25 protein-coding genes, 11 tRNA genes, 1 rRNA gene and 1 pseudogene are annotated in these 26,180 nt (G+C 45.9%); 28 read left to right on the plus strand and 10 right to left on the minus strand.

What is annotated here, in order from left to right:
- Positions 1–252: pseudogene (locus OH463_RS25540) on the minus strand (transketolase); the annotation flags it as partial.
- 369 nt (positions 253–621) lie between these two features.
- Here OH463_RS25540 and metK point away from each other — a divergent pair.
- The 8 genes from metK to ruvX all read left to right on the plus strand — a co-directional run bounded on the left by metK (position 622) and on the right by ruvX (position 7,280).
- On the plus strand, positions 622–1,776 hold the full coding sequence (gene metK, locus OH463_RS25545; protein WP_005449748.1) for a methionine adenosyltransferase: 1,155 nt from the start codon (positions 622–624) through the stop codon (positions 1,774–1,776).
- Between the two features lie 283 nt (positions 1,777–2,059).
- Positions 2,060–2,857: a DUF2189 domain-containing protein gene (locus tag OH463_RS25550; RefSeq protein ID WP_005449746.1), complete on the plus strand. Its 798-nt coding sequence runs from the start codon at positions 2,060–2,062 to the stop codon at positions 2,855–2,857.
- Between the two features lie 67 nt (positions 2,858–2,924).
- On the plus strand, positions 2,925–3,422 hold the full coding sequence (locus OH463_RS25555) for a SprT family zinc-dependent metalloprotease (RefSeq protein WP_269993083.1): 498 nt from the start codon (positions 2,925–2,927) through the stop codon (positions 3,420–3,422).
- Positions 3,423–3,573: 151 nt separating this feature from the next.
- Positions 3,574–4,269: a deoxyribonuclease I gene (gene endA / locus OH463_RS25560; RefSeq protein ID WP_005449743.1), complete on the plus strand. Its 696-nt coding sequence runs from the start codon at positions 3,574–3,576 to the stop codon at positions 4,267–4,269.
- A 146-nt stretch (positions 4,270–4,415) separates the two neighbouring features.
- Positions 4,416–5,147, plus strand: a complete 732-nt coding sequence (gene rsmE / locus OH463_RS25565) for a 16S rRNA (uracil(1498)-N(3))-methyltransferase (RefSeq protein ID WP_005449742.1) — start codon at positions 4,416–4,418, stop codon at positions 5,145–5,147.
- Between the two features lie 14 nt (positions 5,148–5,161).
- Complete coding sequence (gshB, locus tag OH463_RS25570; RefSeq protein WP_005449741.1) at positions 5,162–6,112, plus strand: glutathione synthase; 951 nt, start codon at positions 5,162–5,164, stop codon at positions 6,110–6,112.
- Between the two features lie 129 nt (positions 6,113–6,241).
- Positions 6,242–6,805: a YqgE/AlgH family protein gene (locus OH463_RS25575; protein WP_005449740.1), complete on the plus strand. Its 564-nt coding sequence runs from the start codon at positions 6,242–6,244 to the stop codon at positions 6,803–6,805.
- Positions 6,806–6,854: 49 nt separating this feature from the next.
- Entirely contained in the window at positions 6,855–7,280 is a 426-nt protein-coding gene (gene ruvX / locus OH463_RS25580) for a Holliday junction resolvase RuvX (protein WP_005449738.1), read from the plus strand.
- A gap of 59 nt (positions 7,281–7,339) precedes the next feature.
- Here the strand turns inward: ruvX and OH463_RS25585 are convergent, their stop codons facing one another.
- Positions 7,340–8,446 (minus strand): PilT/PilU family type 4a pilus ATPase, encoded by a 1,107-nt coding sequence (locus tag OH463_RS25585; protein ID WP_005449736.1) that lies wholly within the window; start codon positions 8,444–8,446, stop codon positions 7,340–7,342.
- Positions 8,447–8,477: 31 nt separating this feature from the next.
- A complete protein-coding gene (locus OH463_RS25590) occupies positions 8,478–9,518 on the minus strand; it encodes a type IV pilus twitching motility protein PilT (protein WP_005425810.1) in 1,041 nt (346 codons plus the stop codon).
- Between the two features lie 28 nt (positions 9,519–9,546).
- On the opposite strand from OH463_RS25590, the gene OH463_RS25595 reads away from it, so the two are divergent.
- From OH463_RS25595 to hemW, 7 genes are all read left to right on the plus strand, one after another.
- Positions 9,547–10,257 (plus strand): YggS family pyridoxal phosphate-dependent enzyme, encoded by a 711-nt coding sequence (locus OH463_RS25595; RefSeq protein WP_005449733.1) that lies wholly within the window; start codon positions 9,547–9,549, stop codon positions 10,255–10,257.
- A gap of 131 nt (positions 10,258–10,388) precedes the next feature.
- Positions 10,389–11,207, plus strand: coding sequence for a pyrroline-5-carboxylate reductase (gene proC, locus OH463_RS25600; protein WP_050904301.1), 819 nt, complete (start codon positions 10,389–10,391; stop codon positions 11,205–11,207).
- A 53-nt stretch (positions 11,208–11,260) separates the two neighbouring features.
- Positions 11,261–11,818 (plus strand): YggT family protein, encoded by a 558-nt coding sequence (locus tag OH463_RS25605; protein ID WP_005425806.1) that lies wholly within the window; start codon positions 11,261–11,263, stop codon positions 11,816–11,818.
- Complete coding sequence (gene yggU, locus OH463_RS25610) at positions 11,818–12,108, plus strand: DUF167 family protein YggU (protein ID WP_005425805.1); 291 nt, start codon at positions 11,818–11,820, stop codon at positions 12,106–12,108. The genes OH463_RS25605 and yggU overlap by 1 nt, the downstream gene beginning before the upstream one ends.
- 60 nt (positions 12,109–12,168) lie before the next feature.
- Positions 12,169–12,600 (plus strand): DUF4426 domain-containing protein, encoded by a 432-nt coding sequence (locus OH463_RS25615; RefSeq protein ID WP_005425804.1) that lies wholly within the window; start codon positions 12,169–12,171, stop codon positions 12,598–12,600.
- Between the two features lie 105 nt (positions 12,601–12,705).
- Positions 12,706–13,308: an XTP/dITP diphosphatase gene (locus OH463_RS25620; RefSeq protein WP_017189094.1), complete on the plus strand. Its 603-nt coding sequence runs from the start codon at positions 12,706–12,708 to the stop codon at positions 13,306–13,308.
- Positions 13,309–13,326: 18 nt separating this feature from the next.
- On the plus strand, positions 13,327–14,499 hold the full coding sequence (gene hemW, locus OH463_RS25625) for a radical SAM family heme chaperone HemW (protein ID WP_078608163.1): 1,173 nt from the start codon (positions 13,327–13,329) through the stop codon (positions 14,497–14,499).
- Between the two features lie 170 nt (positions 14,500–14,669).
- On the opposite strand, the gene glsB is transcribed toward hemW, so the two are convergent.
- The 3 genes from glsB to trmB form a co-directional block, all read right to left on the minus strand.
- On the minus strand, positions 14,670–15,590 hold the full coding sequence (gene glsB, locus OH463_RS25630) for a glutaminase B (protein WP_005425799.1): 921 nt from the start codon (positions 15,588–15,590) through the stop codon (positions 14,670–14,672).
- A 102-nt stretch (positions 15,591–15,692) separates the two neighbouring features.
- Complete coding sequence (locus OH463_RS25635) at positions 15,693–16,721, minus strand: TRM11 family SAM-dependent methyltransferase (protein ID WP_005425798.1); 1,029 nt, start codon at positions 16,719–16,721, stop codon at positions 15,693–15,695.
- Positions 16,722–16,732: 11 nt separating this feature from the next.
- Complete coding sequence (gene trmB, locus OH463_RS25640; RefSeq protein ID WP_005449665.1) at positions 16,733–17,452, minus strand: tRNA (guanosine(46)-N7)-methyltransferase TrmB; 720 nt, start codon at positions 17,450–17,452, stop codon at positions 16,733–16,735.
- A gap of 203 nt (positions 17,453–17,655) precedes the next feature.
- On the opposite strand from trmB, the gene mutY reads away from it, so the two are divergent.
- The 13 genes from mutY to OH463_RS25705 all read left to right on the plus strand — a co-directional run bounded on the left by mutY (position 17,656) and on the right by OH463_RS25705 (position 23,409).
- The gene (mutY, locus tag OH463_RS25645) at positions 17,656–18,732 is read left to right on the plus strand and encodes an A/G-specific adenine glycosylase (RefSeq protein WP_029789658.1); all 1,077 of its coding nucleotides are present in this window, start codon (positions 17,656–17,658) and stop codon (positions 18,730–18,732) included.
- A 19-nt stretch (positions 18,733–18,751) separates the two neighbouring features.
- On the plus strand, positions 18,752–19,024 hold the full coding sequence (locus OH463_RS25650) for an oxidative damage protection protein (RefSeq protein WP_005425792.1): 273 nt from the start codon (positions 18,752–18,754) through the stop codon (positions 19,022–19,024).
- 82 nt (positions 19,025–19,106) lie between these two features.
- A complete protein-coding gene (mltC, locus tag OH463_RS25655) occupies positions 19,107–20,246 on the plus strand; it encodes a membrane-bound lytic murein transglycosylase MltC (RefSeq protein WP_005449660.1) in 1,140 nt (379 codons plus the stop codon).
- A gap of 100 nt (positions 20,247–20,346) precedes the next feature.
- Positions 20,347–20,422 (plus strand) — tRNA-Phe (locus OH463_RS25660).
- A 52-nt stretch (positions 20,423–20,474) separates the two neighbouring features.
- Positions 20,475–20,550 (plus strand) — tRNA-Thr (locus OH463_RS25665).
- Between the two features lie 7 nt (positions 20,551–20,557).
- Positions 20,558–20,633, plus strand: a tRNA-Phe gene (locus OH463_RS25670).
- Positions 20,634–20,675: 42 nt separating this feature from the next.
- Positions 20,676–20,751: transfer RNA gene (locus tag OH463_RS25675), tRNA-Asn, on the plus strand.
- Positions 20,752–21,043: 292 nt separating this feature from the next.
- The gene (locus OH463_RS25680; protein ID WP_269993094.1) at positions 21,044–22,669 is read left to right on the plus strand and encodes a methyl-accepting chemotaxis protein; all 1,626 of its coding nucleotides are present in this window, start codon (positions 21,044–21,046) and stop codon (positions 22,667–22,669) included.
- Positions 22,670–22,902: 233 nt separating this feature from the next.
- A tRNA-Phe gene (locus OH463_RS25685) sits at positions 22,903–22,978 on the plus strand.
- Positions 22,979–23,029: 51 nt separating this feature from the next.
- Positions 23,030–23,105, plus strand: a tRNA-Thr gene (locus OH463_RS25690).
- 21 nt (positions 23,106–23,126) lie between these two features.
- A tRNA-Asn gene (locus OH463_RS25695) sits at positions 23,127–23,202 on the plus strand.
- A gap of 40 nt (positions 23,203–23,242) precedes the next feature.
- Positions 23,243–23,318: transfer RNA gene (locus tag OH463_RS25700), tRNA-Thr, on the plus strand.
- A gap of 15 nt (positions 23,319–23,333) precedes the next feature.
- Positions 23,334–23,409: transfer RNA gene (locus OH463_RS25705), tRNA-Asn, on the plus strand.
- Positions 23,410–23,569: 160 nt separating this feature from the next.
- Here OH463_RS25705 and OH463_RS25710 read toward each other — a convergent pair.
- The 4 genes from OH463_RS25710 to OH463_RS25725 all read right to left on the minus strand — a co-directional run bounded on the left by OH463_RS25710 (position 23,570) and on the right by OH463_RS25725 (position 26,082).
- Complete coding sequence (locus OH463_RS25710) at positions 23,570–25,006, minus strand: NAD-dependent succinate-semialdehyde dehydrogenase (RefSeq protein WP_269993096.1); 1,437 nt, start codon at positions 25,004–25,006, stop codon at positions 23,570–23,572.
- A 758-nt stretch (positions 25,007–25,764) separates the two neighbouring features.
- Positions 25,765–25,841: transfer RNA gene (locus OH463_RS25715), tRNA-Asp, on the minus strand.
- Positions 25,842–25,872: 31 nt separating this feature from the next.
- Positions 25,873–25,989: ribosomal RNA gene (gene rrf, locus OH463_RS25720) — 5S ribosomal RNA — on the minus strand.
- A gap of 17 nt (positions 25,990–26,006) precedes the next feature.
- A tRNA-Thr gene (locus tag OH463_RS25725) sits at positions 26,007–26,082 on the minus strand.
- Between the last annotated feature and the right edge of the window lie 98 nt (positions 26,083–26,180).

A 26,180-nucleotide genomic window follows, 5' to 3' on the forward strand; every position in this document is an offset into this window, starting at 1 on the left:
ACCGCTCAGGTGCAGTAGAGAGTAAATCAGCATAGAGCCGTGACCGTTAGACAGTACGAAACGGTCGCGGTCAGCCCACTCTGGGTTTGATGGGTTGTGGTTTAGGTGAGAACGCCAAAGAACTTCAGCGATATCAGCCATACCCATAGGTGCGCCTGGGTGGCCAGAGTTAGCTTGTTGAACACCATCCATGCTAAGAGCGCGGATTGCATTTGCGAGCTCTTTGTTTGAAAGAACGTTACGAGAAGACATGTCTGCTCCTGAGTGCATTAAGCGAATTGATAAAGGAATGTGGGCACATTAACCGAGTAAACTGGGCATAAAAAGTGCGGACAACATTCTCTCAAAGCCAAAATCCGACTGCAAACGTTTTACTCACCATTTTTGCGGTTTTAACTCAATCTTTTCGCACTTAATAGGTAATTTATTAGAAATTCCCCCCATCAAAAGCAAACGATTGGGAAATAAGCTAGGCGAATTCAAATCGAAAAAGAGCTTGTAATTCGACTGTGGGAAATTAAAATAGACGTCTAGATGTAGAAACACCTACAAACTGTATTGTATTTTTCGTGGCAAGCTTGCGTTAGTTAGCCATGAGTAAACCTTAAGATTGGAGCTATCATGGCTAAGCACCTGTTCACTTCTGAGTCGGTATCAGAAGGTCATCCAGATAAAATCGCAGACCAAATCTCTGACGCAGTTCTTGATGCAATTCTTGAGCAAGACCCGAAAGCACGTGTTGCTTGTGAGACTTACGTTAAAACCGGCATGGTTATGGTTGGTGGTGAAGTAACGACTTCTGCATGGGTTGATATCGAAGAAATCACTCGTGAAACTGTTCGTGAAATTGGTTACGTTCACTCTGATATGGGCTTTGATGCGAACTCGTGTGCGGTTCTAAACACCATCGGTAAGCAGTCTCCAGACATCAACCAAGGTGTTGATAAAGCAGACCCTAAAGAGCAAGGCGCAGGCGACCAAGGCATCATGTTTGGTTACGCTACAAACGAAACTGAAATTCTAATGCCAGCTCCAATTACTTACTCTCACCGCCTTGTTCAAAAACAAGCTGAAGTTCGTAAGAGCGGTAAACTAGATTTCCTTCGCCCAGATGCGAAATCTCAAGTAACTTTCCAATACGACCAAGGTAAGATTGTTGGTATCGATGCTGTTGTTCTTTCAACTCAACACTGTGATTCAGTAACAACACCTGACCTACGTGAAGCGGTAATGGAAGAGATTATCAAGCCAGTATTACCTTCAGAGTGGATCACTAAAGACACGAACTTCTTCATCAACCCAACCGGTCGTTTCGTTATCGGTGGCCCAATGGGTGACTGTGGTCTAACTGGTCGTAAAATCATCGTAGATACTTACGGCGGTGCAGCTCGTCACGGTGGTGGTGCGTTCTCTGGTAAAGATCCATCGAAAGTAGACCGCAGCGCAGCTTACGCAGCACGTTATGTAGCGAAAAACATCGTAGCAGCTGGCATGGCTGACCGTTGTGAAATCCAACTTTCATACGCTATCGGTGTTGCTGATCCAACGTCTATCATGGTTGAAACGTTCGGTACTGAGAAAGTATCACACGAAATCATTATTGAAGCGGTTCGTCAACACTTCGACCTACGTCCATACGGTCTACAAGAAATGCTTAACCTGCTTCAACCTATCTACAAGCAGACGGCAGCATACGGTCACTTCGGTCGCGAAGAGTTCCCATGGGAAGCAACGGATAAAGCAGCTATCCTACGCGATTTCGCAGGCATCAAGTAATCGAGCCACGCAAGAATCGATAAAGCCCTCGCCTCTGGCGGGGGCTTTTTGTTTCTGCCCCTTCTTCTCCTTCTCATGTCTTCTCTTGAACAAAAATTCAGCAATTATTTGTAAATTGCCCCATCTCTGCCAATAGTTAACATAATGTTAAATGCACTTTTCGATGTATATAACGTAAAGAACTATGATGCAGGCTCACGTGGCTAATAGAGTCATGAAAAACGTCAGCCAAACATCTTTATATGGCCTAGGTGCCACCGTGGGAATAAATCAAGGAGGAGTTATGCCTCGTACCGTGAACCCATCTGACTTCCAAGGTAAACGAAAGGAAGTTCCAGATAATGAATACGCCAGAACCATTCCGTGCAATACCGTTAGCTTATCGGCACCATTCCATTGGCTCGCGTTGGGTCTGCATGACTTTGTCCGCATGCCGCTCATCAGCGCCTTCTACGGCATCTGCTTTATGGCAGCTGCGATTGGTATCGTGCTTCTGGTTCAATGGCAAGGCACGCATCTTGTCGTGATGCCAAGCCTGATTGTTTACATGTTAATCGGGCCATTCTTAGCCCTCGGCTTATATGATGCAAGTTGGGAGAGAGAACGCGGACACAAACCAAGCTTATTCCATTCAATGAAAGCCATTGGACGCAACTCTAGCTCTCAGTGGGCATTTGCTGTGATGCTCGCGGTATGTATGATTTTCTGGATGCGAATTGCTGCCCTGCTCCATGCTCTATACCCTTCTGTACAAGGCGCTCCACTGACTGAGTTCTTGCCTTTCTTAGTTATTGGTTCGCTAGTAGGTTTTGTCTTGGCTTGCGTGGTATTTAGCATTTCAGCTTTCTCAATTCCACTCATGATGGAACGTCGCGTCGATATGATGACTGCCGTTTTCACCAGCTTTAACGCCGTGAAATCCAACATCCCTGCGATGATCGTATGGGCAGCCATAATTTGTGGTGGTATCTTAATCGGCTTCGCGACGTACGGTATTGGTATGCTCTTCACCATGCCAATCCTAGGTTACGGCACATGGCATGCGTACCACGCGACAATTAAGAAAAAACACACGCCTTAGAAAACTGATGCTATGATCCAGCCCTCGCAAACGCGGGGGCTTTTTTATTGAATAAACGGAGTGAGTTGTGGATATAGAACTGAGCTACAAAGCCAAACAAGTGATGGCAGATTGCATCGCGATGGCAGAGCAAGCATTCAAACGTTCTTTTATCATCCCTTCTCTGGCTTTCAATGTTCGTGGTAAAGCAGCCGGCAAAGCCTACTTGCAGTCGAATGAAGTTAGATTGAATCCGAAGCTCTTTAAAGAAAATACTCAAGCTTTTCTTGAAGAAGTGATTCCACATGAAGTCGCGCATCTCATTACTTATCAAGTGTACGGTCGCGTTCGACCTCACGGAAAAGAGTGGCAAGGCGTGATGGAAGCGGTATTTAAAGTTCCAGCTAAAACCACTCACAGCTTTGATGTGGCTTCTGTGCAAGGTAAAACTTTTGAATACCGCTGTGCTTGTATGACTTACCCACTTTCAATTCGTCGTCACAACAAAGTGCAGCGCAAAGAAGCGATGTATTCTTGCCAAAAATGTCGCCAACCGCTGAACTTTACTGGTATTCAGCTCTCGTAACGCCCATCCTTTTACTCCTTTAGCCTTCAAAAAATAGAGACATACGCACTCAAATTGCTGCTTTTTACTCACTATTGTCAGGTTACTCATCACTAAAGCTAATTTATGCGTGTTAGAATGAATAAAGTCATACTTTATAAAGACTTTAATCATGAAATACCTGTTCTCTCTATTCCTATTTGCGCTTTCTAGTACAGCGATTGCTGCGCCTCCAAGCTCTTTTTCCGCCGCTAAGCGTGAAGCGGTAAAAATCTACGCCGATCACCCAACCAGCTTCTACTGTGGTTGTGACATTAAATGGCAAGGCAAAAAGGGCGTGCCGGATCTCTCTTCTTGTGGCTATCAAGTTCGCAAGCAAGAAAAACGCGCATCTCGCATCGAGTGGGAGCACGTGGTTCCTGCATGGCAGTTCGGCCACCAGCGTCAATGTTGGCAAAATGGTGGACGCAAAAACTGCACAAGAAACGACAAAGTCTTCAAATCTATGGAAGCCGATCTCCACAACCTAACTCCGGCTATCGGAGAGGTAAACGGTGACCGCTCTAACTACAACTTCAGTCAGTGGAATGGCATGGATGGCGTCAGCTACGGTCGTTGTGAAATGCAAGTGAACTTTAAGCAGCGTAAAGTCATGCCCCCCGATCGCGCACGCGGCTCAATTGCGCGTACTTACCTGTACATGAGCAAAGAATACGGTTTTAAACTTTCGAAGCAGCAGACTCAATTGATGAGTGCTTGGAACAAAACCTACCCTGTAGATAAGTGGGAATGTGAGCGTGATGAACGCATTGCTAAGATTCAAGGCAACCACAACCCATTCGTTCAAGAGGCTTGTCGCGCACTGTAATTCTTCCCGTAATTACCGCAGTACACCTCCACTATTCGAGGCGTTGTCATTTACTGGAATGGAAACGCCTCTTGCCCCTTGTTTTTTCGGTGGAAAGCATCCATGTTAGTGTCTAAACACTCGCGTATGCAGGAAATCGAAACACTATGCGTATCCCTCGAATTTATCATCCAGAAACCATTCAACAACTTGGCATCATTGCTCTAAGCGACGATGCAGCAGGTCACATTGGTCGTGTGCTTCGCATGAAAGAAGGTCAAGAAGTCCTATTATTTGACGGCAGCGGTGCTGAATTCCCAGCTGTCATCAGCGAAGTCAGCAAAAAGAATGTGATGGTTGAGATCTCTGAACGCGTAGAAAGCAGCATTGAGTCACCGCTTGATCTTCACCTTGGTCAGGTCATTTCGCGTGGCGATAAGATGGAGTTCACCATCCAAAAATCAGTAGAACTTGGCGTGAATACAATTACACCGCTGATCTCTGAGCGTTGTGGCGTGAAATTAGACCAAAAACGTTTCGAGAAGAAGCTAGCTCAGTGGCAGAAGATTGCGATCAGTGCGTGTGAACAGTGCGGTCGCAACGTAGTACCTGAAATTCGCCCTATCATGAGCTTAGAAGAGTGGTGCCAAGAAGAGTACGACGGCTTGAAGCTTAACCTGCATCCACGTGCGAAGTACTCAATCAACACCTTGCCAACACCTGTTGAAAAAGTTCGTCTATTAATTGGTCCTGAAGGCGGTCTATCTTCTGACGAGATCGACATGACTCGCGAATATCAATTTGAAGAGACGCTACTCGGCCCTCGTGTTCTGCGTACCGAAACAGCGGCTCTGACAGCAATTACAGCCTTACAAGTTCGTTTCGGCGATCTTGGTTAAAACGGAGAAAAATAATGATCAAACTCGGTATCGTAATGGACCCAATCTCGTCCATTAACATCAAGAAAGACTCTAGCTTTGCCATGATGCTTGAAGCGCAACGCCGCGGCTACGAAATCCACTACATGGAAATGAATGATCTGCACCTAGACCAAGGTAAAGCAATCGCAGACACCAAAGTGGTTGAGTTAAAAGAAGATCCAACGGGTTGGTACGAATTCAAATCAGAGCAGACCATTGAACTGTCTGAGCTTGATGCTGTGCTAATGCGTAAGGATCCTCCGTTCGACACAGAGTACATCTACGCAACTTACATCCTTGAGCGCGCTGAAGAGCAAGGCGCACTGATCGTTAACAAGCCACAAAGCCTACGTGACTGTAACGAGAAACTTTTCACAGCTTGGTTCCCAGAGCTAACACCAACCACTATTGTGACGCGTAAAGCTGAGAAGATTAAAGCCTTCCGTGAAGAACACGGTGATGTGATCCTAAAACCACTTGATGGCATGGGCGGCGCATCTATCTTCCGCGTGAAAGAGAACGATCCAAACGTATCAGTTATCATCGAGACACTAACAAACCATGGTCAAAACTACGCGATGGCGCAAACTTTCGTGCCAGATATCAGCAATGGTGACAAGCGCATCCTAGTGGTTGATGGTGAGCCAATGCCTTACTGCCTTGCTCGTATCCCTGCAAAAGGTGAAACACGTGGTAACCTAGCGGCAGGCGGCACAGGTGAAGCTCGCCCACTTAGCGAAACTGATATGAAGATCGCTCAAGCGGTTGCACCGACCCTAAAAGAAAAAGGTCTTATCTTTGTGGGTCTTGATGTGATTGGCGACAAGCTAACGGAAATCAACGTAACGAGCCCAACCTGTATTCGTGAAATTGAAGCGGCTTTTGATATTTCAATCACAGGCAAGCTAATGGACGCGATTGAGCGCCGAGTGAAAGGCGAATAACTCAAACTGTATTACAGTTAAATAAGAGCGTTGTGGATTAACTTAAGCAAACTCATGCACATACCCGTACAGGTGAAAACATGGGGTTTGCTTAAGTATTTTTAATAGCCTTATAAGGTCGAGATGAGAATGAACCTCACAAACCATTTCTTAGTTGCCATGCCGGGAATGAAAGATCCCTACTTCCAGAATAGCGTTATCTACGTCTGTGAACACAACGAAGAAGGCGCTATGGGGTTGATGATCAACGCACCTGTCGATATCACGGTTGGTAGTATGCTCAATCAAGTCGAAGTGCAACCTGTGCACCCTCGCCTGTTTGAAGCAAGCTTAGATAGACCAGTGTACAACGGCGGCCCTGTTTCTGAAGATCGTGGTTTTATCCTGCACAAACCAAAAGACTACTACGAATCAAGCATTCAAATGACTGACGAACTGGCAGTTACCACGTCTAAAGACATCTTGTCAGTACTTGGTACAGAAGCGGAACCAAGCGACTATTTAGTGGCACTTGGATATTCCGGTTGGAGTGCAGGTCAATTAGAAACTGAGTTGGCAGAGAATTCTTGGCTGACCATCGAAGCGACGCCAGAGATCATTTTCGATACTCCAATTATCGATCGTTGGAAAAAAGCAGTCGAGAAATTAGGCATCGATCCAAGCCAGCTATCTTCGGATGCAGGGCACGCTTAACGCGCTTCCACACTCAACCTATTTTATTTAGTTAGATTCGAGACACATTATGTCACGCACAATCATGGCCTTCGATTTCGGTACCAAGAGCATTGGTAGTGCTATCGGGCAAGAAATCACCGGCACGGCTTCCCCACTTAAAGCATTCAAAGCGAATGACGGCATTCCAAACTGGGACGACATCGAGAAACAAATTAAAGAGTGGCAACCAGACCTATTGGTGGTGGGTTTGCCAACAGACTTGCACGGTAAAGACTTAGAAACCATCACTCCACGAGCGAAGAAGTTCGCCAATCGCCTGCACGGTCGTTACGGCTTACCCGTTGAATTGCATGATGAACGCCTATCAACAGCAGAAGCACGCGCAGAGTTGTTCAGTATGGGTGGCTACAAAGCGCTATCGAAAGGCAATATCGACTGCCAATCAGCGGTCGTGATTCTTGAGAGTTGGTTTGAAAACCTTTGGGGTGAGTAAACACTTCAAGCACAATGAAAAAGGTTGGTTTCGCCAACCTTTTTCGTTTCTGAATTGGATTAATCCATATCGATCTTAACGTTCGCCAAACTGCCCGTAGAGAATGCTTCACCACGTTGCGTCTTCAACATCAAACGCAGATCGTTGGCAGAGTCCGCACTGTGCAATGCATCTTCTTCACTGATCTTACCTTGCATCACTAACTTGTAGAGCGATTGGTCGAAGGTCAACATCCCAAATTCATTGGATCGAGCCATGGTTGCTTTCAACTCATGAAGATCGCCTCGACGGATCAGATCGGATACACGCGGGCTATTTAATAAGATCTCAAACACGCCATGACGCCCCTGACCGTTCTTATCACGGATCAACTGCTGACCTACTACGCCTTTTAAGTTCATCGACAGATCAAACAAGAACTGATCTTTCTGGTCTTTCGGCACCAAGTGCAAAATACGTTCAAGTGCTTGGTTTGCGTTGTTGGCGTGCAATGTAGCCATGCACAAGTGACCAGTTTCAGCAAAGGTCATTGCGTATTCCATCGTTTCTCGGCTTCGGATCTCACCAATCAAAATCATGTCTGGTGCCTGACGCAACGAGTTCTTCAACGCCACTTCATAGCTGTCAGTATCCAAGCCCACTTCACGCTGAGTCACAATACAACGTTTATGCTCATGCACAAATTCAATTGGGTCTTCTACCGTAAGAATATGACCAGTCTTGTTGTTGTTGCGATAACCCGTCATCGCAGCCATGGTGGTCGACTTACCAGAGCCTGTCGCACCAACCACCAGCACCAAACCACGCTTGGCAATTGCAAGATCTTGCAGCACCAAAGGCAACTTAAGCTGCTCAAACGTTGGAATATTGGTTTCAATACGACGAATGACGGCTCCCGGTAATTCACGTTGGAAGAAGGCACTGACACGGAAGCGACCGCAATCACGGACAATGGCAAAGTTCGACTCGCGGCTTTTGCGAAACTCCTGTCGTCGATCCGGGTCCATCGCACTATCAAGCAACAAGGCTACGTCATTTTCGCTCAGCTTATCGCCTTGCGGACGCAATTCGCCATCCACACGAAACAAGATCGGGGCACCGACAGTGATGTATAGATCCGACGCTTTTAACGCCAGCATGCCTTCGAGAAATTTATTCAGATCCATCGTCCGTATTCGCTATTTCCTAAGTAATTCGTTACGAGAATTGCTGCGCTTCAATTTCAACTTTCTTATCCACTTCTTCACGCGATACCATGCCTTGCGCCATCAATTGACGAGCATTCTGCTCCATGGTCTGCATGCCATGCGCCGCACCGGTCTGAATGATCGAATACATCTGCGCGACTTTGTCTTCACGAATAAGGTTACGGATCGCAGGTGTCGCCATCATGATTTCATGACAAGCAATACGACCACCACCATTACGTTTTAACAGTTTTTGTGCAATAACCGAACGCAGCGACTCCGACAGCATCGAACGCACCATGTCTTTGTCACTACCTGGGAATACGTCGATAATACGGTCGATGGTTTTCGCTGCTGAGCTAGTGTGCAGCGTACCGAAAACAAGGTGACCCGTTTCAGCAGCCGTCAGCGCCAAACTGATGGTTTCTTTATCACGCATCTCACCAACTAGAATCACATCCGGGTCTTCACGTAATGCGCTGCGCAGTGCGTTTTGGAAGCTGTGTGTATCACGGTGTACTTCACGTTGGTTGATCAGACACTTATTGTTGGTGTGAACAAATTCAATCGGATCTTCAATTGTTAGGACGTGCTTATTGTGATTACGGTTAATGTAGTCAACAATGGCTGCCAAGGTAGTCGATTTACCAGAACCCGTTGGACCGGTAACCAATACCAGGCCTTTTTCAGCATTGGCAATCTTTCTGAAGATCTCTGGGGCTTCTAGCTCTTCCAGTGTTGGAATGCTACTTGGGATGGTACGGAACACAGCCGCACAACCGCGAGATTGGTTGAAAGCGTTGACACGAAAACGGCCAACGTTATGCAATTCAAATGAAAAATCGACTTCGAGTTTTTCTTCGAACTCACTGCGCTGCGCATCGTTCATGATTTCAAAAACCAAACGATGCACTTCTTGGTGTGTAAACGCTGGAATGCCCAGCTTTCTTACATCACCATCAATACGAACCATTGGTGGTACACCTGCAGAAAGATGTAGATCCGAAGCATTATGTTTTACACTAAAATCCAGTAACTCAGTGATATCCATTTAAAATCCTTAAGTCTAAAGTACAGCTATGAGTAGTATTCAACAAAACATTGAACATATCACCTCTCAAATTCGACACGACGAACAAAAATGCGGTCGTGCTCCAGAGTCAGTGCAACTTCTAGCAGTAAGCAAAACTAAACCTGTCGAGGCAATTCTCGAAGCTTACCAATCTGGCCAAGAGGCGTTTGGTGAAAACTACGTCCAAGAGGGCGTCAGTAAAGTTCAGCACTTTGCCGAGCATTATCCAGATAATCGAATCGAATGGCACTTCATTGGTCCAATTCAATCCAATAAATCACGCCCTGTTGCTGAACATTTCGATTGGGTTCACACCATTGATCGCGCTAAGATCGCTCAACGCCTCAATGACCAGCGTCCAAGCGAGCTAAAACCACTGCAAGTTCTGATTCAAGTTAACACCAGTGGTGAAGAGTCAAAATCTGGCGTTGCTGATGCAGAAATATTCGAACTGGCTGAGTTGATTTCTCGCCTTCCAAACCTCACGTTAAGAGGGTTGATGTCGATTCCTGCCAACGTACCAGATTACGAATCGCAACTTCGCGCATTTAAGCAACTTGAAGAGCTAAAGCAAAAGCTAGCCCAGCAGTACCCGGATGTCGACACGCTATCCATGGGTATGAGCGGAGACATGGATGCGGCAATCGAAGCAGGTAGCACTATGGTGCGAATTGGCACAGCGATTTTTGGCGCGCGCGACTACAGCAAACAGCAATAAAAGCGACTCGTTGTTAGACACTGCGAATTTGAGTCTGAGTGCCTTCTATTTCGGCACTCAGAGCAAAGTGGTGCAATTATACACCTGAGCGCACAACAAATTGTAAGAATTTATATTTGGAAATCAGACATATGGAACATAAAAAGATTGCCTTTATCGGCGCGGGAAACATGGTGCGTGCGATTGTTTCTGGTCTCGTAGCAAATGGCTACCCAGCACAGAACATCATTGCGACCGCCCCATCGGAGACACGTCGCCAACCTCTTGAGCAAAACTTTGGTATCCGTACCACCAGCGATAACATCGCAGCCGCGACAGAAGCGGATGTTGTGGTATTGTCTGTGAAGCCACAAATGATGGAAGAAGTGTGTAAACCACTGCAATCTATCGACTTCAGCAATAAACTGGTTATCTCTATTGCGGCTGGCATCAACTGTTCACGCTTGGATGACATGCTAGCGACTAAGCTCAACTTGGTTCGCGTGATGCCAAATACACCATCGCAACTTGGTTTGGGCATGAGTGGTCTTTACGCGCCTGAACATGTGCAAGAACAAGATAAAGCCTTCGCGGCAGAGCTAATGCAAGCCTGCGGTAAGGTATGCTGGGTCGAACAAGAATCTGGCATCAACAATGTGATTGCCGCGGCAGGCAGCGCACCAGCTTACTTCTTCCTGTTTATGGAAGCGATGCAAGCAGAAGCAATTGCTCAAGGTTTCGATAAAGACACGGCTCGCACGTTGGTTCAGCAAGCTGCACTTGGCGCAGCAAGCATGGTAGTGGAAAATCCAGAAACTGAGCTTTCAACACTGCGCGAGAACGTGACATCAAAAGGTGGCACAACGGCAGAAGCACTACGTACGTTCAACGAGCACCAACTGTCTGATATTGTGGCGAAAGCAATGCAAGCTGCGGTTGCTCGCGCTGAAGAAATGGAAAAACTGTTTTAATGACTTGAGTGATACCCACTCTGTGTCACTCACTTACTTGTTAAGGGTACCTTATGAATTCAATGAGTTTTCTCATCTCAACCCTATTTGACCTGTACATCATGGTCGTCATTTTGCGTATATGGTTGCAAGCTGCTCGTGCAGATTTCTACAACCCATTCTCGCAGTTCATCGTCAAAGCAACCCAACCGGTTGTGGGTCCACTGCGCCGCGTGATCCCATCCATTGGTAGCATCGACCTAGCGACAGTGCTGTTTGCTTACGTGTTGTGTGTGCTTAAGTTTGTTGCGCTGATCCTGATCGCTTCTAGCGGGTCAGTTTCATTTAGCATGGACTTCCTATTCCTAGGCTTATTGTCTCTGATTAAAGCCGCTGGCGGCTTGTTGTTCTGGGTACTATTGATCCGTGCAATCCTGAGCTGGGTTAGCCAAGGTCGCAGCCCTATCGAGTACGTATTCCACCAGCTAACTGAGCCAATGCTAGCGCCAATCCGTCGCATCATCCCAGCAATGGGTGGCTTCGACTTGAGCGTGCTTGTGCTGTTCATTGGTCTACAATTTGCCAACTTCCTGATGGGCGACATGATTGGTCCTATCTGGTACCAACTATAATGTCAGAAGCAGTTTGGCATGACGGCGAGGATGTGGTGCTTCGGCTCTACATCCAACCAAAAGCAAGCCGCGATAAGATCGTCGGCTTGCATGGTGAAGAGCTCAAAATTGCCATCACCGCACCGCCTGTCGATGGTAAAGCGAATGCACACCTAACCAAGTTTTTAGCCAAACAATTTAAAGTTGCTAAAGGTTTGGTTCACATAGAAAAAGGTGAACTGGGACGTCATAAACAAATTCGGATAGAATCCCCAGTGCAAATACCTACAGAAATTAAAGCCATCATTTGATGGCTTTTTATTTACGAAATTCGTACTAATAATAAAACGCCCGATTCCGAGGAAGTGATAATGAGCAAATGGATTACCGCCCTACTGATCAGCCTGTTGTCTTTACCAAGCATGGCAGGTCAGTTCAAAACCATGAAAGACATCGAGGTCCACTACATCGCGTTTAACTCAACCTTTTTAACTCCCAAGATCGCCCGTAGCTACGACATCAAGCGTAATGGCTACAATGCCGTACTGAACATCAGTGTGCTCGACAGTGCCTCTTTAGGTAAACCTGCCGTTGAAGCTAAAATCAGTGGTCAGGCAAAGAACCTTATCGGTCAAACGCAAAAGCTCACCTTCCGTGAAGTGAAAGAAGGCGATGCGATTTACTACCTAGCTGAGCTCGGTATTACTAACGAAGAAACTTTTACCTTCGATATTGACGTTAAAGCTGGAAACAAAGGCTCAGGTAAGCTTAAATTCACGCAGAAATTTTATGTCGAAGAGTAATTGGGTTGTGATGATCTAAAAGCTTTTAGAACATCATAACTCTAGAACCAATTTAATCAGGGAGAACACTGCGTTCTCCCTTTATCGCTACAGAAAGAGACGACCATGAAAAAGATAGTGCTAGCAACAGGCAACCAAGGCAAAGTTCGCGAGATGGCAGATCTGCTGTCTGACTTCGGTTTTGAAGTATTGGCGCAAAGTGAATTCAACGTATCTGAAGTAGCAGAAACTGGCACGACTTTCATCGAAAACGCGATCATCAAAGCTCGCCATGCAGCACAAGAAACAGGTCTTCCTGCGATTGCGGACGACTCTGGCTTAGAAGTCGATTTCTTGAAAGGTGCTCCGGGCATTTACTCTGCGCGTTATGCAGGTGAAAAAGCCTCTGACCTAGAGAACCTAGAGAAGCTACTTAAAGCAATGGAAGGCGTACCAGAAGCAGAGCGCACCGCTCGTTTCCACTGCGTATTGGTTTTGATGCGTCACGAGAACGATCCAACCCCTATCGTTTGTCACGGTAAATGGGAAGGTCGCATTCTAACTGAAGCACACGGTGAAAATGGCTTTGGCTACGACCCAGTCTTCTTCGTTCCTGAAGACAACTGCGCGTCTGCCGAACTTGAGCCAGCACGTAAGAAGCAACTCTCTCACCGCGGTAAAGCACTCAAGTCGTTGTTTGCTCAACTGTCTGAGCAAGTGTCTCAGTAATCGCGAGCGAATTAGACCATGTTAACGCCCCCAGCACTGAGCTTGTATGTACACATCCCGTGGTGTGTACAAAAGTGCCCGTATTGCGACTTTAACTCTCACGCACTTAAAGCCGAGATCCCAGAAGAAGAGTACATCAATGCTCTTCTTGAAGATTTGGATACCGACATTGAGAAATACCGTCTTAACGAAGCGCCACGTCCACTGCATTCAATCTTCATTGGTGGTGGTACGCCGAGTTTGATTTCGGCAGAAGGTATCGAGCGTCTACTTAAGGGCATTGAAGCGCGTATTCCGTTCAAGCCTGAAATCGAAATCACCATGGAAGCCAACCCAGGCACCATTGAAGCTGAGCGTTTTGTTGGCTACCGCAAGGCTGGTGTAACGCGCATCTCTATCGGCGTGCAAAGCTTTGAACAGCAAAAACTTGAGCGTTTGGGGCGCATTCACGGTCAAGACGAAGCCGTCAATGCAGCTAAGCTGGCGCACCAAATTGGTTTGAACAGCTTTAACCTCGATCTCATGCACGGCTTACCAGATCAAAGCATCGAACAAGCCTTAGCAGATTTGGACAAAGCGATTGAGTTGGCGCCGCCACACTTGTCTTGGTATCAGTTGACCATCGAACCAAACACCATGTTCTATTACAAGCCACCGACTTTGCCAGATGACGATGACTTGTGGGATATCTTCGAGCAAGGACATGAGAAACTCGCAGCGGCGGGTTACGTTCAATACGAGATTTCTGGTTACAGCAAGCCGGGCTATCAGTGCCAGCATAACCTGAACTACTGGCGCTTTGGTGACTACCTTGGCATTGGCTGTGGCTCACACGGTAAGCTGAGCTTTGCTGATGGTCGCATCGTTCGCACCACTAAGGTCAAGCACCCGCGTGGCTATCTGATGGCATACCAAAACATGGTAAAGCCATATCTGGATAGTGAACAGCTTGTGGCTGATGAAGATCGTCCGTTTGAGTTCTTTATGAACCGTTTCCGCTTAATGGAAGCCTGCCCGAAACAAGACTACATCGATACAACCGGTCTGCCGTTGAGCTCAATTCAAGAGCCTATCGATTGGGCGCTAGAGATGGGTTACCTGAGTGAAACAGAGACTCACTGGCAAATTACCGAGAAAGGTAAACTTTTCCTCAATGATTTGCTTGAAGCCTTTATGGCGGAAGAGGAATAAGAAAGGGAATCGAGGTTTGGGAACGGACTGCGTCCTTCGAGAAACAAAAAGGGTTGGCGCTCAAACGCCAACCCTTTCTTTTATTCGTAACAACACTTATCTAAAGCGAAGCGTTCCTAAGTCCCTAATCCACAAGGACGAAGTCCGTTCTCACTTCTCGTCTCTTTTCCTTAGAAAATCGAACGACCAATACGCTCGGCAAGTAGTTCAAGTGCTTTAGTACCAGCGAGTGAGTTACCAGATGCATCAAGTTCTGGTGACCAAACAGCAATCGTCATTTCACCCGGTACGACAGCGATGATACCGCCACCAACACCTGATTTACCCGGCATACCAACGCGGTAAGCAAATTCTCCAGCGCCATCATACAAACCACATGTTGCTAGTAGTGCATTCAACTGTTTGGTTTGCGTTGGTGATACCACAGGCTTACCCGTTTGCACCGACGTACCTTTATTGGCTAAGTAGCTAAAGGTCTTTGCGAGATCGACACAGCTCATCTTCAATGCACACGCATGGAAGTAGTTTTGCAGAACGGGGATAACCTCGTTCTCGAAGTTACCAAATGAACGCATCAAGTACGCAATCGCAGCGTTGCGGTCGCCATGCATCATTTCAGACGCTGCAACCACTTTGTCGTATACGATATGAGTATCACCAGATAGCTGACGAGCAAATTCCAATAGACGCTGACGCGGCGCAGAGAGACGGCTTTGCAACAAATCAGCAACCACAATAGCACCAGCATTAATAAACGGGTTACGTGGAATGCCCTGTTCCATCTCTAACTGGATCATCGAGTTAAACGCCTGACCAGAAGGCTCTTTACCTACACGACACCAGATCTCTTCTTGCTTGTACAAACACATAGCCAGAGTCAGGCTCAACGCTTTTGAGATCGACTGAATCGAAAATGACTCTTCTGCATCGCCCGCTTTAATCACTTCACCTTCATTGGTGTATACAGCGATACCCAGTTTGGTATTGGGTACTTTTGCCAATGCGGGAATGTAATCGGCGACTTTGCCTTGACCAATTAAAGGGCGAACTTCCGCTAGAATGTCTGTCAAAATTTGCGCTGTAGGTTTCATCTTCTACCTTCTTGTCACAAGAACCCAAATGGCTGAGTTCAGAGGTAAAAAAAGCCAACGCGGACGTTGGCTTTTCCATGGAATTGATTCGACTCAAGTCGATTATGGTTTTATTGCCACAATGATGTTGCGGTTGATGGATTGATCAACACGGTGAAGATAACCGATGTAAGGCTCTTCTGAAAGTACCTTCCACCCTTGCTCTTCAAATAATGCCGCCACGTCTTTCCACTTCAAGGTGAATTCGTTGAAAGACAGCACCACAGAGCCTTGCTTCTTCAGAACCACTTTCCATGCAGGCAGAGCCTCTTTTAGAAGCTCCAGTGGGCTGCGGTTCAGTTTGCTGTCTTTGGCATTTTTGCTGCCGTGCTGCACGCCGTAAGGCAAGTCAGACACCATCACATCTACCGAGTTCTTCTTCACAACTTGGTCAGCAATACGCGTATCTGCTGAGTACAGCTTCATCGTTTGAAGATTACCTTTGTTGTAATCATCTTTGTCTGCTGCTGCCTCAACCACGAAGCCATCTGCCACTTTTTTACCACCAGAAGTGCGCTTTTCTTTGCTCACTTTGTGCTTAAAGCGACCGTTCTTCATGAACTTAACGATGAAGGTTTGGATCTCTTGAACCCATTTCTGGTTGATCTCAACACCCACAACATTCAAGCCGTGGATCAAACCTTCAAACAGTGTTGTACCTTTACCACACATAGGATCCATCAGCGTTAATTGCGCACTGCCCGTGTTGGCAGCACTGACGCCTAGGTTCACCATCAAACGCGTAAACTGCTCGTTTGTTTTACCTGTGTAACGCAGGATCTGACTCATGCTCTCAGGGAAAGTATTGAATGCAGGCGCCTGAATTGGACGTAATAAGCCATCTTCACGCACTTCAAATAGCGCGTAGTAGATAGATGACGCAGCAATCTTGCCTGCCTGTGCTTCACTTAGTTCGGTTTCGCAAGAGAACACAAGTGCAGCAGGCAGACCCACGTCTTTGTTGCCAATTTCAGTTACTTCAACACCTTCCGACGCCAAAATCGCTTTCAGCTCAGAACATGCAATCGTCATTGCGCTATCAAAGTAAATACGGTTATGACCCGGATTCGCTAATATCGCGTAGTGGTACATCTACTGGCTCCTTAAGCAGTACGCTTGAATTTGATATCCCACACACCGTGACCTAGACGGTGACCGCGAGCTTCAAATTTAGTCAGTGGACGTTCTTCTGGGCGAGGAATGAAGTCGCCTTCTTCAGCGATGTTTTCGAAACCAGGTGCTTGGTTCATGATTTCAATCATGTGCTCAGCGTAGTTTTCCCAGTCTGTCGCCATGTGGAAGATACCTTCATTAAGAATAAGCTTCTGACGAACCATTTCAGCGAACTCAAGCTGTACGATACGGCGCTTGTGGTGACGCTTTTTGTGCCATGGGTCTGGGAAGAACAGTTGTAGCGTTGCTAGGCTGCCATTTGGGATCATGTGTTCGAATACTTCTACCGCATCGTGACACATTACACGTAGGTTCGTGATACCGGCTTCGCGAGCATCTGCAAGACAAGCACCAACACCTGGACTATGCACTTCGATACCGATGAAGTTTTTCTCTGGCGCGTTCTTTGCCATTTCAACCAATGAAGCACCCATACCAAAACCGATTTCAAGCACTACTGGGTTATCGTTGCCAAACACTTCTTTCCAATCAAGAAGTTCTGCTTTGTAGTCGATACCCATTGTTGGCCAGCACTCGTTCATCGCATTTTCTTGGCCCTTAGTTAGACGACCTTCGCGACGCACGAAACTGCGGATTTTACGGATCATTTTACCGTCTTCGTTGTATTCGTTAGTGGTTACTTCACTCATTGATTTTGCCTGCACATTGATTAATCAAAGCGGGGATTATCCAAAGAATTCACTTAGGTGCAAGTATTTGTTGAGCTATCGGACTATGGCAGCCCAAAAGCATACAAACCAAACACAATATCCCCACAGTTTATCTGTTGTACTTACACCACAATCTGTGGTGCAATTTTGCTCTTAACCAATAATAGAATACAGAGCAAGTCGTGACACCTTTCGCCAGTGCCATCTTAGAATGGTATGACGCATATGGAAGAAAAGATCTTCCGTGGCAACAAAACAAGACCGCTTATAGTGTCTGGTTGTCTGAAATCATGCTTCAGCAAACCCAGGTCACTACGGTTATTCCTTATTACCAACGCTTTTTGGAGCGCTTCCCGACCGTGGTCGATCTTGCTAATGCCGAGCAAGATGAAGTGCTGCACCTTTGGACCGGCTTAGGTTATTACGCACGTGCTCGTAACCTTCATAAAGCCGCAAAAGAGGTCGCCCATAAATACAATGGTGAGTTCCCTCTAGACCTAGAGCAAATGAATGCCCTACCGGGGATTGGTCGCTCCACCGCAGCTGCGGTACTGTCGTCTGTCTATAAACAGCCGCATGCAATATTGGACGGCAACGTAAAACGCACACTTTCACGCTGCTTTGCTGTTGATGGATGGCCAGGACAAAAGAAAGTCGAGAATCAATTATGGGAAATCGCAGAAACGCACACACCACAAACGGATGTCGACAAATATAACCAAGCCATGATGGATATGGGTGCCATGATGTGTACCCGCAGTAAGCCTAAGTGCACCTTGTGTCCGGTCAACGAACTTTGTATAGCAAAAAAACAAGGTAATGTGCTTGATTACCCTGGTAAAAAGCCGAAGAAAGACAAGCCGGTTAAGCAGACACGTTTCGTCATGCTGCACCACAAAAATGGTGATAGTCACGAAGTGTGGCTAGAACAAAGACCGCAGACAGGTATTTGGGGTGGGCTCTTTTGTTTCCCACAAACCGAACATATTGATGTAGAGAGCGATATTGAATTACTACTGGAACAACGTGGTATTCAAGCCAACGATATTAAACATCAAGAGACTCTAATTACATTCCGCCACACATTCAGTCATTACCACCTTGATATCACGCCGATTTTGATTGACCTGTCAAAGCAACCTAATGTGGTGATGGAAGGTAACAAAGGTCTTTGGTATAACTTATCTAAACCTGAAGAAGTCGGTTTGGCAGCCCCAGTAAAACTCTTACTGGAAGCTCTGCCCCACGAGCTTCGTTAATTAATTGCAAGGAGTCATTATGAGCCGCACTGTTTTTTGTGCTCGACTAAAGAAAGAAGGCGAAGGTCTAGACTTTCAACTTTACCCAGGTGAACTAGGTAAACGTATTTTCGATAATATCTCGAAAGAAGCTTGGGCTCAGTGGCAACACAAACAAACGATGTTGATCAATGAGAAGAAGCTTAACATGATGGATCCTGAGCATCGTAAACAACTTGAAACAGAGATGGTGAATTTCCTGTTTGAAGGTAAAGATGTACACATCGAAGGCTACACGCCACCAAGCGAATAAAGCAAACTTGTTTTAAAACAATGACATCACAACCAACCTTGTGGTGTCATTTTTGTATTAACGTCTAACAACCCTAATAACTATGAAAAAGATTGCCTTTATCGCTACTGCACTTTTGATGGCTGGTTGTAGCCGTGAATTCGTCGAAAAAATTTACGACGTCGATTACGAGCCAACCAACCGTTTTGCTAACAACCTTGCAGAATTGCCGGGACAGTTTGAAAAAGATACCGATGCACTCGACGCACTGATCAACAGCTTCTCAGGCAACATTAAGAAACGTTGGGGGCAACGTGAAGTGAAGTTTGCAGGTAAAAGCAATTACGTAAAATACATCGATAATTATTTGAGTCGTGCTGAAGTCGACTTCCAAAAAGGTGTTATTACCATCGAAACGGTTTCTCCCACCGAACCGCAAAAACACCTAAAGAACGCCATTATCACCACGTTGTTAACGCCAGATGACCCGGCTAATGTCGACTTATTCTCTTCTAAAGAGATCAAACTTGAGGGGCAACCTTTCCTGTATAAGCAGGTTGTCGACCAAGACAAAAAGCCGATTCAGTGGTCATGGCGAGCAAATCGCTTTGCCGATTACTTGATCGCCAACCAAGTCAAAACTAAAGATGTCGACTTTAAGAAAGCGTATTACGTTGAAATCCCGATGGTAGAAGATCACTTCTCGCAGCGCAGTTACCAATATGCGGACATCGTACGTCGTGCATCAAAGAGATACGATATTCCTGAAGATTTGATTTACGCCATCATCAAAACCGAAAGTAGCTTTAACCCATACGCAGTAAGTTGGGCAAATGCATATGGCTTGATGCAAGTCGTACCTAAAACAGCAGGTCGAGACGTATTTAAGCTAGTGAAGAATCGTTCTGGGCAGCCAAGTCCTGAATACTTATTTAACCCAGAAAACAATATTGATACTGGAACGGCTTACTTTTACATCCTTAAGAACCGTTATTTAAAAGACGTACAGCATCCAACTTCATTAGAATACAGCATGATTTCTGCCTATAATGGCGGAACTGGTGGTGTTTTGAACACTTTCCATCGCAGTGATCGCAAACGCGCGATGAGAGATTTAAATTCTTTGCAACCAAACCAAGTTTATTGGGCACTTACCAAGAAACACCCGAATGCAGAAGCGCGTCGTTACCTAGAAAAAGTTACAAATTTCAAAAAGGAATTTAACTCCGGACACACTTTGTAGTGACAGTTGAATAAAAAGCGTTCGAACAACCACTTTTTTGAAATTATTTAAAAAAAGTGGTTGACGCAAAGCGGGAAAATCCGTTTAATAGCGCTCCGTCGCCCGGATAGCTCAGTCGGTAGAGCAGAGGATTGAAAATCCTCGTGTCGGTGGTTCGATTCCGCCTCCGGGCACCACAATTTAAAATTGTTGGTGCTTAGCACGAACAATTAAAAAAGAAAACGGTACGCCGACTTAGCTCAGTAGGTAGAGCAACTGACTTGTAATCAGTAGGTCACCAGTTCGATTCCGGTAGTCGGCACCATTCTTTTGCCTCGATAGCTCAGTCGGTAGAGCAGAGGATTGAAAATCCTCGTGTCGGTGGTTCGATTCCGCCTCGAGGCACCATATTTGGTGCACTTGCTTAAAGCAAGACACAAAAAGAATAGTTCCTCCTTAGCTCAGTTGGTAGAGCGACGGACTGTTAATCCGCAGGTCACTGGTTCAAGTCCAGTAGGAGGAGCCAACTTTGAAAGCCAAGTCTTCGGACTTGGCTTTTTTCTTATCTGCATTATAAAAACACTTATCTACTTTCAGTATCTCCATTTATCTTTAAGACACCTCCCCTTCAAAAACCCTTATAAACTCTAGATTCATTTGATAAAACACACTTATTTCACGCTAAAAATTTAATCCAAATCATAGTTTCAACATTGATGCATAGGCGCGTGTATACATCTTCAATATGATGAATTTATTATTACGCCCCCTAATAAGCTATGCATTGCATAGTATTAAATACGTCTCGTGAGCTAACTATGAAATTAAAAACTCAAGCCTATTTATTATCTGCAATCATCTTGATTGCGTTACTTGCTCTTACTGCAACAGGTCTTTGGACACTACGCGTCGCAAGTAACCTTGATAACAAAGCTCGAGTGACTGAGCTATTTAAGAGTGCATACAGCATTCTAACTGAAGTTGAGAAAATGGCAGTGGAAGGCAAGATGCCTGAAGATGAAGCCAAAGCATTGGCTACTCGCCTACTTCGCAACAATATCTACAAAGACAACGAATACGTTTATGTTGCCGACGAAAACATGATTTTTGTGGCAGCACCGCTCGACCCTCAATTGCATGGCACCAGTTTCCATGATTTCCGCGATGGCGACGGCAACAGTGTTGGTCAATTAATCTTAGATGTCCTAGGTCGTAAAACAGGTCAAATCGTTGAATACACTTGGACACAAAAACTCCCTGACGGCACGATCGAAGAAAAACACTCCATTGCAGAGAAAACGCCCCATTGGAACTGGGTGGTAGGCACTGGCATCGGGTTTAATGAGGTCAATGCTCGCTTCTGGTCAACAGCTCAATGGCAACTAGCACTGTGTCTAGCAATTGCGGGGGCGATACTAGGTGGGTTGATTATCTCCATCCGTAAGATGCTTAATCTACTCGGCGGTGAGCCAAATGACGTACGTGAAGCGGTTCAAGCCGTTGCTCAAGGAGATATCCAAACCAGCTTTGAATATACCGCACCAAAAGACAGCATCTATGGTGCTGTACAAGAGATGAGTCAATCTCTGGCTAAGATGGTAACTAACCTGGACGAATCAATGCACGCCTTGCGTTCAGAGCTATCAGCGGTAGAGTCTCGCTCTAATTCGATCGCTGATCTAACCATGTCTCAGCAACAATCGACGGCAATGATCGCAACAGCAATGACAGAAATGGCTTCTTCAGCTAACCATGTAGCAAGTTCGGCAAGCGATACAGCACAAAACACCGATGAAGCAGACAAACAGAGTCAGCACACGCAATCATTAATCCATAGCACTGTAGACAACATCCAAGGGTTGGCGACTCAGTTGAATACGGCAAGTAAAGCGGTTGCGGACCTTGATCAAGATGTAAACAGTATCGTGAAAGTTCTCGACGTGATCGGCGATATTGCAGAGCAAACTAACCTACTGGCGCTAAATGCCGCGATTGAAGCAGCCCGTGCAGGAGAACAAGGTCGAGGCTTTGCAGTTGTTGCCGATGAGGTACGCAACCTAGCAGGTCGCACGCAAGACAGTACAAAAGAGATTCAACAGATGATCTCTAACCTTCAAGAGGGTTCGCGCAATGCTATCCATACAATGGAGATCTGTGCCGAGACCAGCGAAAGCACAGTAACTGAATCAATGAACGCCTCAGAGGCACTTCAACAGATAGTAACCGCGTTAGAGTCTATTACTGCGATGAGCCAACAAATTGCAACAGCAGCAGCTGAACAAACGCAAGTGAGTGATGACATTGCACACCGCATCAGCCTAATTGAAGAAAGCGGCATCCAGCTAAATACGGTGGTAACAGAAAGCCAATCAAGCACCCAAACATTGGCATCTTTAGCTGATGAACTTGAAGGTTGGGTGAACAAGTTCTCAGTAAAGCACTAGTTTAAAGTCAATTGTTCAATAAAAAGCACGTTTTCAGACGTGCTTTTTTGTTTTTATCGCCTTTATTTTGCGACAGAACGCCCTACTTTTCTTAAAACAGCGCTTAAAGCATGGTGCATTGCTGCTCAAAATGCATAAAAACAGCCCACTCCGAGCACAAATCCATCAAACGATAATTTATTTTAATTTTATTGTTGACCTGAAAGCCGAAAAGCCTTTTAATACACCTCGTCGCCCGGATAGCTCAGTCGGTAGAGCAGAGGATTGAAAATCCTCGTGTCGGTGGTTCGATTCCGCCTCCGGGCACCACAATTTAAAATTGTTGGTGTCTAACACGAACAATAGAAAGAATAACGGTACGCCGACTTAGCTCAGTAGGTAGAGCAACTGACTTGTAATCAGTAGGTCACCAGTTCGATTCCGGTAGTCGGCACCATTTATTCTTAAACAAGATAATTCCTCCTTAGCTCAGTTGGTAGAGCGACGGACTGTTAATCCGCAGGTCACTGGTTCAAGTCCAGTAGGAGGAGCCATATTTCGGTTAGTAAGTCGATTACTTATTAACGAAAATGTGCCGACTTAGCTCAGTAGGTAGAGCAACTGACTTGTAATCAGTAGGTCACCAGTTCGATTCCGGTAGTCGGCACCACTTATTAAAATTTGTTCCTCCTTAGCTCAGTTGGTAGAGCGACGGACTGTTAATCCGCAGGTCACTGGTTCAAGTCCAGTAGGAGGAGCCATATTAAAAGAAGCCGCATCACTTGATGCGGCTTTTTTGCATCTGAAGAAAACTCACAACGTACGCCCTCTTCATCCAACTTTATCTCAATAAACAAAAAGCCAGGCGATGTACCTAGCTTTCTCTTTTTGTATCGTATCAATGAGTGTCTAAGCGGAAGGCTAGCTCAAACCGCCAAGGCAGATGTACTTCGTCTCTAGATACTCATCCATGCCTTGCTTAGCCCCTTCACGACCAATGCCTGATTCTTTGATCCCACCAAACGGCGCAACTTCCGTAGAGATAATTCCTTCATTTACCCCCACCATGCCATATTCCAAACCTTCACTAAATTTGATGATGCGCTTCAAGCTATCGGTGTAGAAGTAACAAGCTAAACCATATTCAGTGTCATTCGCCATCGAGAGCACTTGCTCATCATCATCAAAACTAATGACTGGCAGAACCGGGCCAAACAGCTCTTGTTGCACTATCGCCATACCTTGTTCCACATTATCTAAGATAACAGGCTCCATAAAGCGCCCAGAGCGTTTTTGAGGCAGATTAAGCATCGTTGCCCCTTCTTGTACTGCCTGATCGATCACTGCCTCTAGACGATGCTTGGAGGCCATAGTAATCACAGGACCAAGAGTTGTATTTTCTTCAAGACCATTACCGACCGTCAGGCTTGTTACCTTATCTAGAAGCTTAGTTAAGAACCCCTCTTTTACGTTCTGATGCACATACAAGCGGTTGGTACACACACAGGTTTGTCCGGCATTACGAAACTTAGAGGCAATCAAGCCATTCGCTGCAGCTTCTAAATCTGCATCGTCAAAAACAATAAAAGGCGCATTGCCACCTAATTCCATAGAAGCAGCTTTAACCGTATCACTTGCCTGCTTCATCAAGATCTTGCCGACACGTGTCGAACCCGTGAAAGAGATCTTCTTAATTCGCGGATCGGTACTTAATACCAAACCAAACTCTGCCGCTTGCTCAGAAACAACGGTAGACAATAGAGCTTTAGGGATGCCAGCCTGGTGAGCAAGCTCAACCACAGCCAGAGCAGTCAAAGGCGTTAATTCAGAAGGTTTAATGATCATCCCACATCCCGCAGCCAAAGCAGGAGCCGCTTTTCGAGTGATCATTGCAATAGGGAAATTCCATGGTGTAATCGCAGCACACACGCCGACAGGCTGTTTAATGGTAGAGAGTCGTCTATCTACCGCTGGTGCAGGTATAACCTCACCATAGGCGCGCTTAGCCTCTTCTGCGAACCATTCAACAAAAGATGCTCCATATGCGACTTCTCCACGACTTTCAGAAAGCGGTTTGCCTTGTTCTAAGGTAATGATGTTAGCAATATCTTCCGTGTGCTCTACAAGCAATTGAAACCACTTTTTCAGCGAAGCGGAACGTACTTTAGCACTGAGTTTTTCCCACTCAACTTGAGCCGCTTTACACGTTTCTATTTGCACATCTAGCTCGTCCAAAGAGCTAGGTTTTAAGCGAATCAGTTCTTGCTCAGTCGCAGGGTTAATAACTGCAATCCCATCTTGAGAAGACAGGCTTTCGAATAAGACTCTTAGTGTTTCACTTTGTATCTGCTGCATCATTAGGTTGTACTCCCAAAAGAACCTTTACTAGGTTAATCCTTCTGACAAATAAGAGTAAAGCAAACAAAGTTTTCTTCAGCGTAAATATGAGAAGTGATGACCAAGTACAGTTAACCAGTGATACAGAGAAGGGAACACAAACAGAGATTGCTATGATTGAAGAAGATAAGTATTTGGTGGGTCATAAACTTGGTTTTATTAGATAAACCCTGTCTTTGATGTAAGAGAGCAAATAGAGGGTATCTCAGACGTAACCAAATGATAGGTTAGATTTATCAATACTCGTGGAAAGACTGGGGTGCGAATGTAGAGCTTTATCTGAATAAGTGGTTGAGCTTGTAGGCTACAGATAAAACCTTGCGAGACTTATTTTCCCATAAGAGAAAATCATGTTCCCTAAAACGACAAAAACCACTCCGGAGACTGGACTTCTAAATAAATGGCGGACGGCCGGGGTTGCGGGCAACCGGGACTCATTCCCTGAAAGGGAAATTATTATGCTCAAAAACGATAAAACCCATTCCGGAGACTGGGTTTCTAAATAAGTGGCGGACGGCCGGGGTTGCGGGCAACCGGGACTCATTCCCTGAAAAGGAAATTAGTCTGTTCAAAAACGACAAAAACCAGTCCGGAGACTGGGTTTCTAAATAAGTGGCGGACGGCCGGGGTTGCGGGCAACCGGGACTCATTCCCTGAAAAGGAAATTATTCTGTTCAAAAACGACAAAACCCAGTCCGGAGACTGGGTTTCTAAATAAGTGGCGGAGCGGACGGGACTCGAACCCGCGACCCCCGGCGTGACAGGCCGGTATTCTAACCAACTGAACTACCGCTCCGCACTGGTTAGACTCTGGAGTCTAAATAAGAACCTGGCGATGTTCTACTCTCACATGGGGAAGCCCCACACTACCATCGACGCTACTTCGTTTCACTTCTGAGTTCGGAATGGAAGTCAGGTGGGTCCAAAGCGCTATGGTCGCCAAGTAAAATTCTGATTGTAATGGTGCTGATACCCAGACTCGAACTGGGGACCTCATCCTTACCAAGGATGCGCTCTACCACCTGAGCTATATCAGCATCAAGATGTCCCTTTAGGACTAAAAAAGCCCGCTTTTTCAAACGGGCTCTCTTAACTTTTGTCTTCACCTTTTTTAAAAAGGCAAAAACTAAATTTA

Source organism: Vibrio sp. NFR, assembly GCF_027587095.1.
Taxonomy (GTDB): Bacteria; Pseudomonadota; Gammaproteobacteria; order Enterobacterales; family Vibrionaceae; genus Vibrio; species Vibrio harveyi.

What these genes read in the sequence shown, in the direction of transcription:
- OH463_RS25575 (WP_005449740.1), top strand. Translation starts at nt 6,242, where the DNA reads ATGAACCTCACAAACCATTTCTTAGTTGCCATGCCGGGAATGAAAGAT.
- OH463_RS25585 (WP_005449736.1), bottom strand. Translation starts at nt 8,446, where the DNA reads ATGGATCTGAATAAATTTCTCGAAGGCATGCTGGCGTTAAAAGCGTCG.
- rsmE (WP_005449742.1), top strand. Translation starts at nt 4,416, where the DNA reads ATGCGTATCCCTCGAATTTATCATCCAGAAACCATTCAACAACTTGGC.
- proC (WP_050904301.1), top strand. Translation starts at nt 10,389, where the DNA reads ATGGAACATAAAAAGATTGCCTTTATCGGCGCGGGAAACATGGTGCGT.
- OH463_RS25590 (WP_005425810.1), bottom strand. Translation starts at nt 9,518, where the DNA reads ATGGATATCACTGAGTTACTGGATTTTAGTGTAAAACATAATGCTTCG.
- glsB (WP_005425799.1), bottom strand. Translation starts at nt 15,590, where the DNA reads ATGAAACCTACAGCGCAAATTTTGACAGACATTCTAGCGGAAGTTCGC.
- mltC (WP_005449660.1), top strand. Translation starts at nt 19,107, where the DNA reads ATGAAAAAGATTGCCTTTATCGCTACTGCACTTTTGATGGCTGGTTGT.
- OH463_RS25595 (WP_005449733.1), top strand. Translation starts at nt 9,547, where the DNA reads ATGAGTAGTATTCAACAAAACATTGAACATATCACCTCTCAAATTCGA.
- yggU (WP_005425805.1), top strand. Translation starts at nt 11,818, where the DNA reads ATGTCAGAAGCAGTTTGGCATGACGGCGAGGATGTGGTGCTTCGGCTC.
- OH463_RS25605 (WP_005425806.1), top strand. Translation starts at nt 11,261, where the DNA reads ATGAATTCAATGAGTTTTCTCATCTCAACCCTATTTGACCTGTACATC.
- ruvX (WP_005449738.1), top strand. Translation starts at nt 6,855, where the DNA reads ATGTCACGCACAATCATGGCCTTCGATTTCGGTACCAAGAGCATTGGT.
- hemW (WP_078608163.1), top strand. Translation starts at nt 13,327, where the DNA reads ATGTTAACGCCCCCAGCACTGAGCTTGTATGTACACATCCCGTGGTGT.
- OH463_RS25680 (WP_269993094.1), top strand. Translation starts at nt 21,044, where the DNA reads ATGAAATTAAAAACTCAAGCCTATTTATTATCTGCAATCATCTTGATT.
- OH463_RS25635 (WP_005425798.1), bottom strand. Translation starts at nt 16,721, where the DNA reads ATGTACCACTACGCGATATTAGCGAATCCGGGTCATAACCGTATTTAC.
- endA (WP_005449743.1), top strand. Translation starts at nt 3,574, where the DNA reads ATGAAATACCTGTTCTCTCTATTCCTATTTGCGCTTTCTAGTACAGCG.
- gshB (WP_005449741.1), top strand. Translation starts at nt 5,162, where the DNA reads ATGATCAAACTCGGTATCGTAATGGACCCAATCTCGTCCATTAACATC.
- metK (WP_005449748.1), top strand. Translation starts at nt 622, where the DNA reads ATGGCTAAGCACCTGTTCACTTCTGAGTCGGTATCAGAAGGTCATCCA.
- OH463_RS25615 (WP_005425804.1), top strand. Translation starts at nt 12,169, where the DNA reads ATGAGCAAATGGATTACCGCCCTACTGATCAGCCTGTTGTCTTTACCA.
- OH463_RS25650 (WP_005425792.1), top strand. Translation starts at nt 18,752, where the DNA reads ATGAGCCGCACTGTTTTTTGTGCTCGACTAAAGAAAGAAGGCGAAGGT.
- OH463_RS25710 (WP_269993096.1), bottom strand. Translation starts at nt 25,006, where the DNA reads ATGATGCAGCAGATACAAAGTGAAACACTAAGAGTCTTATTCGAAAGC.
- OH463_RS25620 (WP_017189094.1), top strand. Translation starts at nt 12,706, where the DNA reads ATGAAAAAGATAGTGCTAGCAACAGGCAACCAAGGCAAAGTTCGCGAG.
- trmB (WP_005449665.1), bottom strand. Translation starts at nt 17,452, where the DNA reads ATGAGTGAAGTAACCACTAACGAATACAACGAAGACGGTAAAATGATC.
- OH463_RS25550 (WP_005449746.1), top strand. Translation starts at nt 2,060, where the DNA reads ATGCCTCGTACCGTGAACCCATCTGACTTCCAAGGTAAACGAAAGGAA.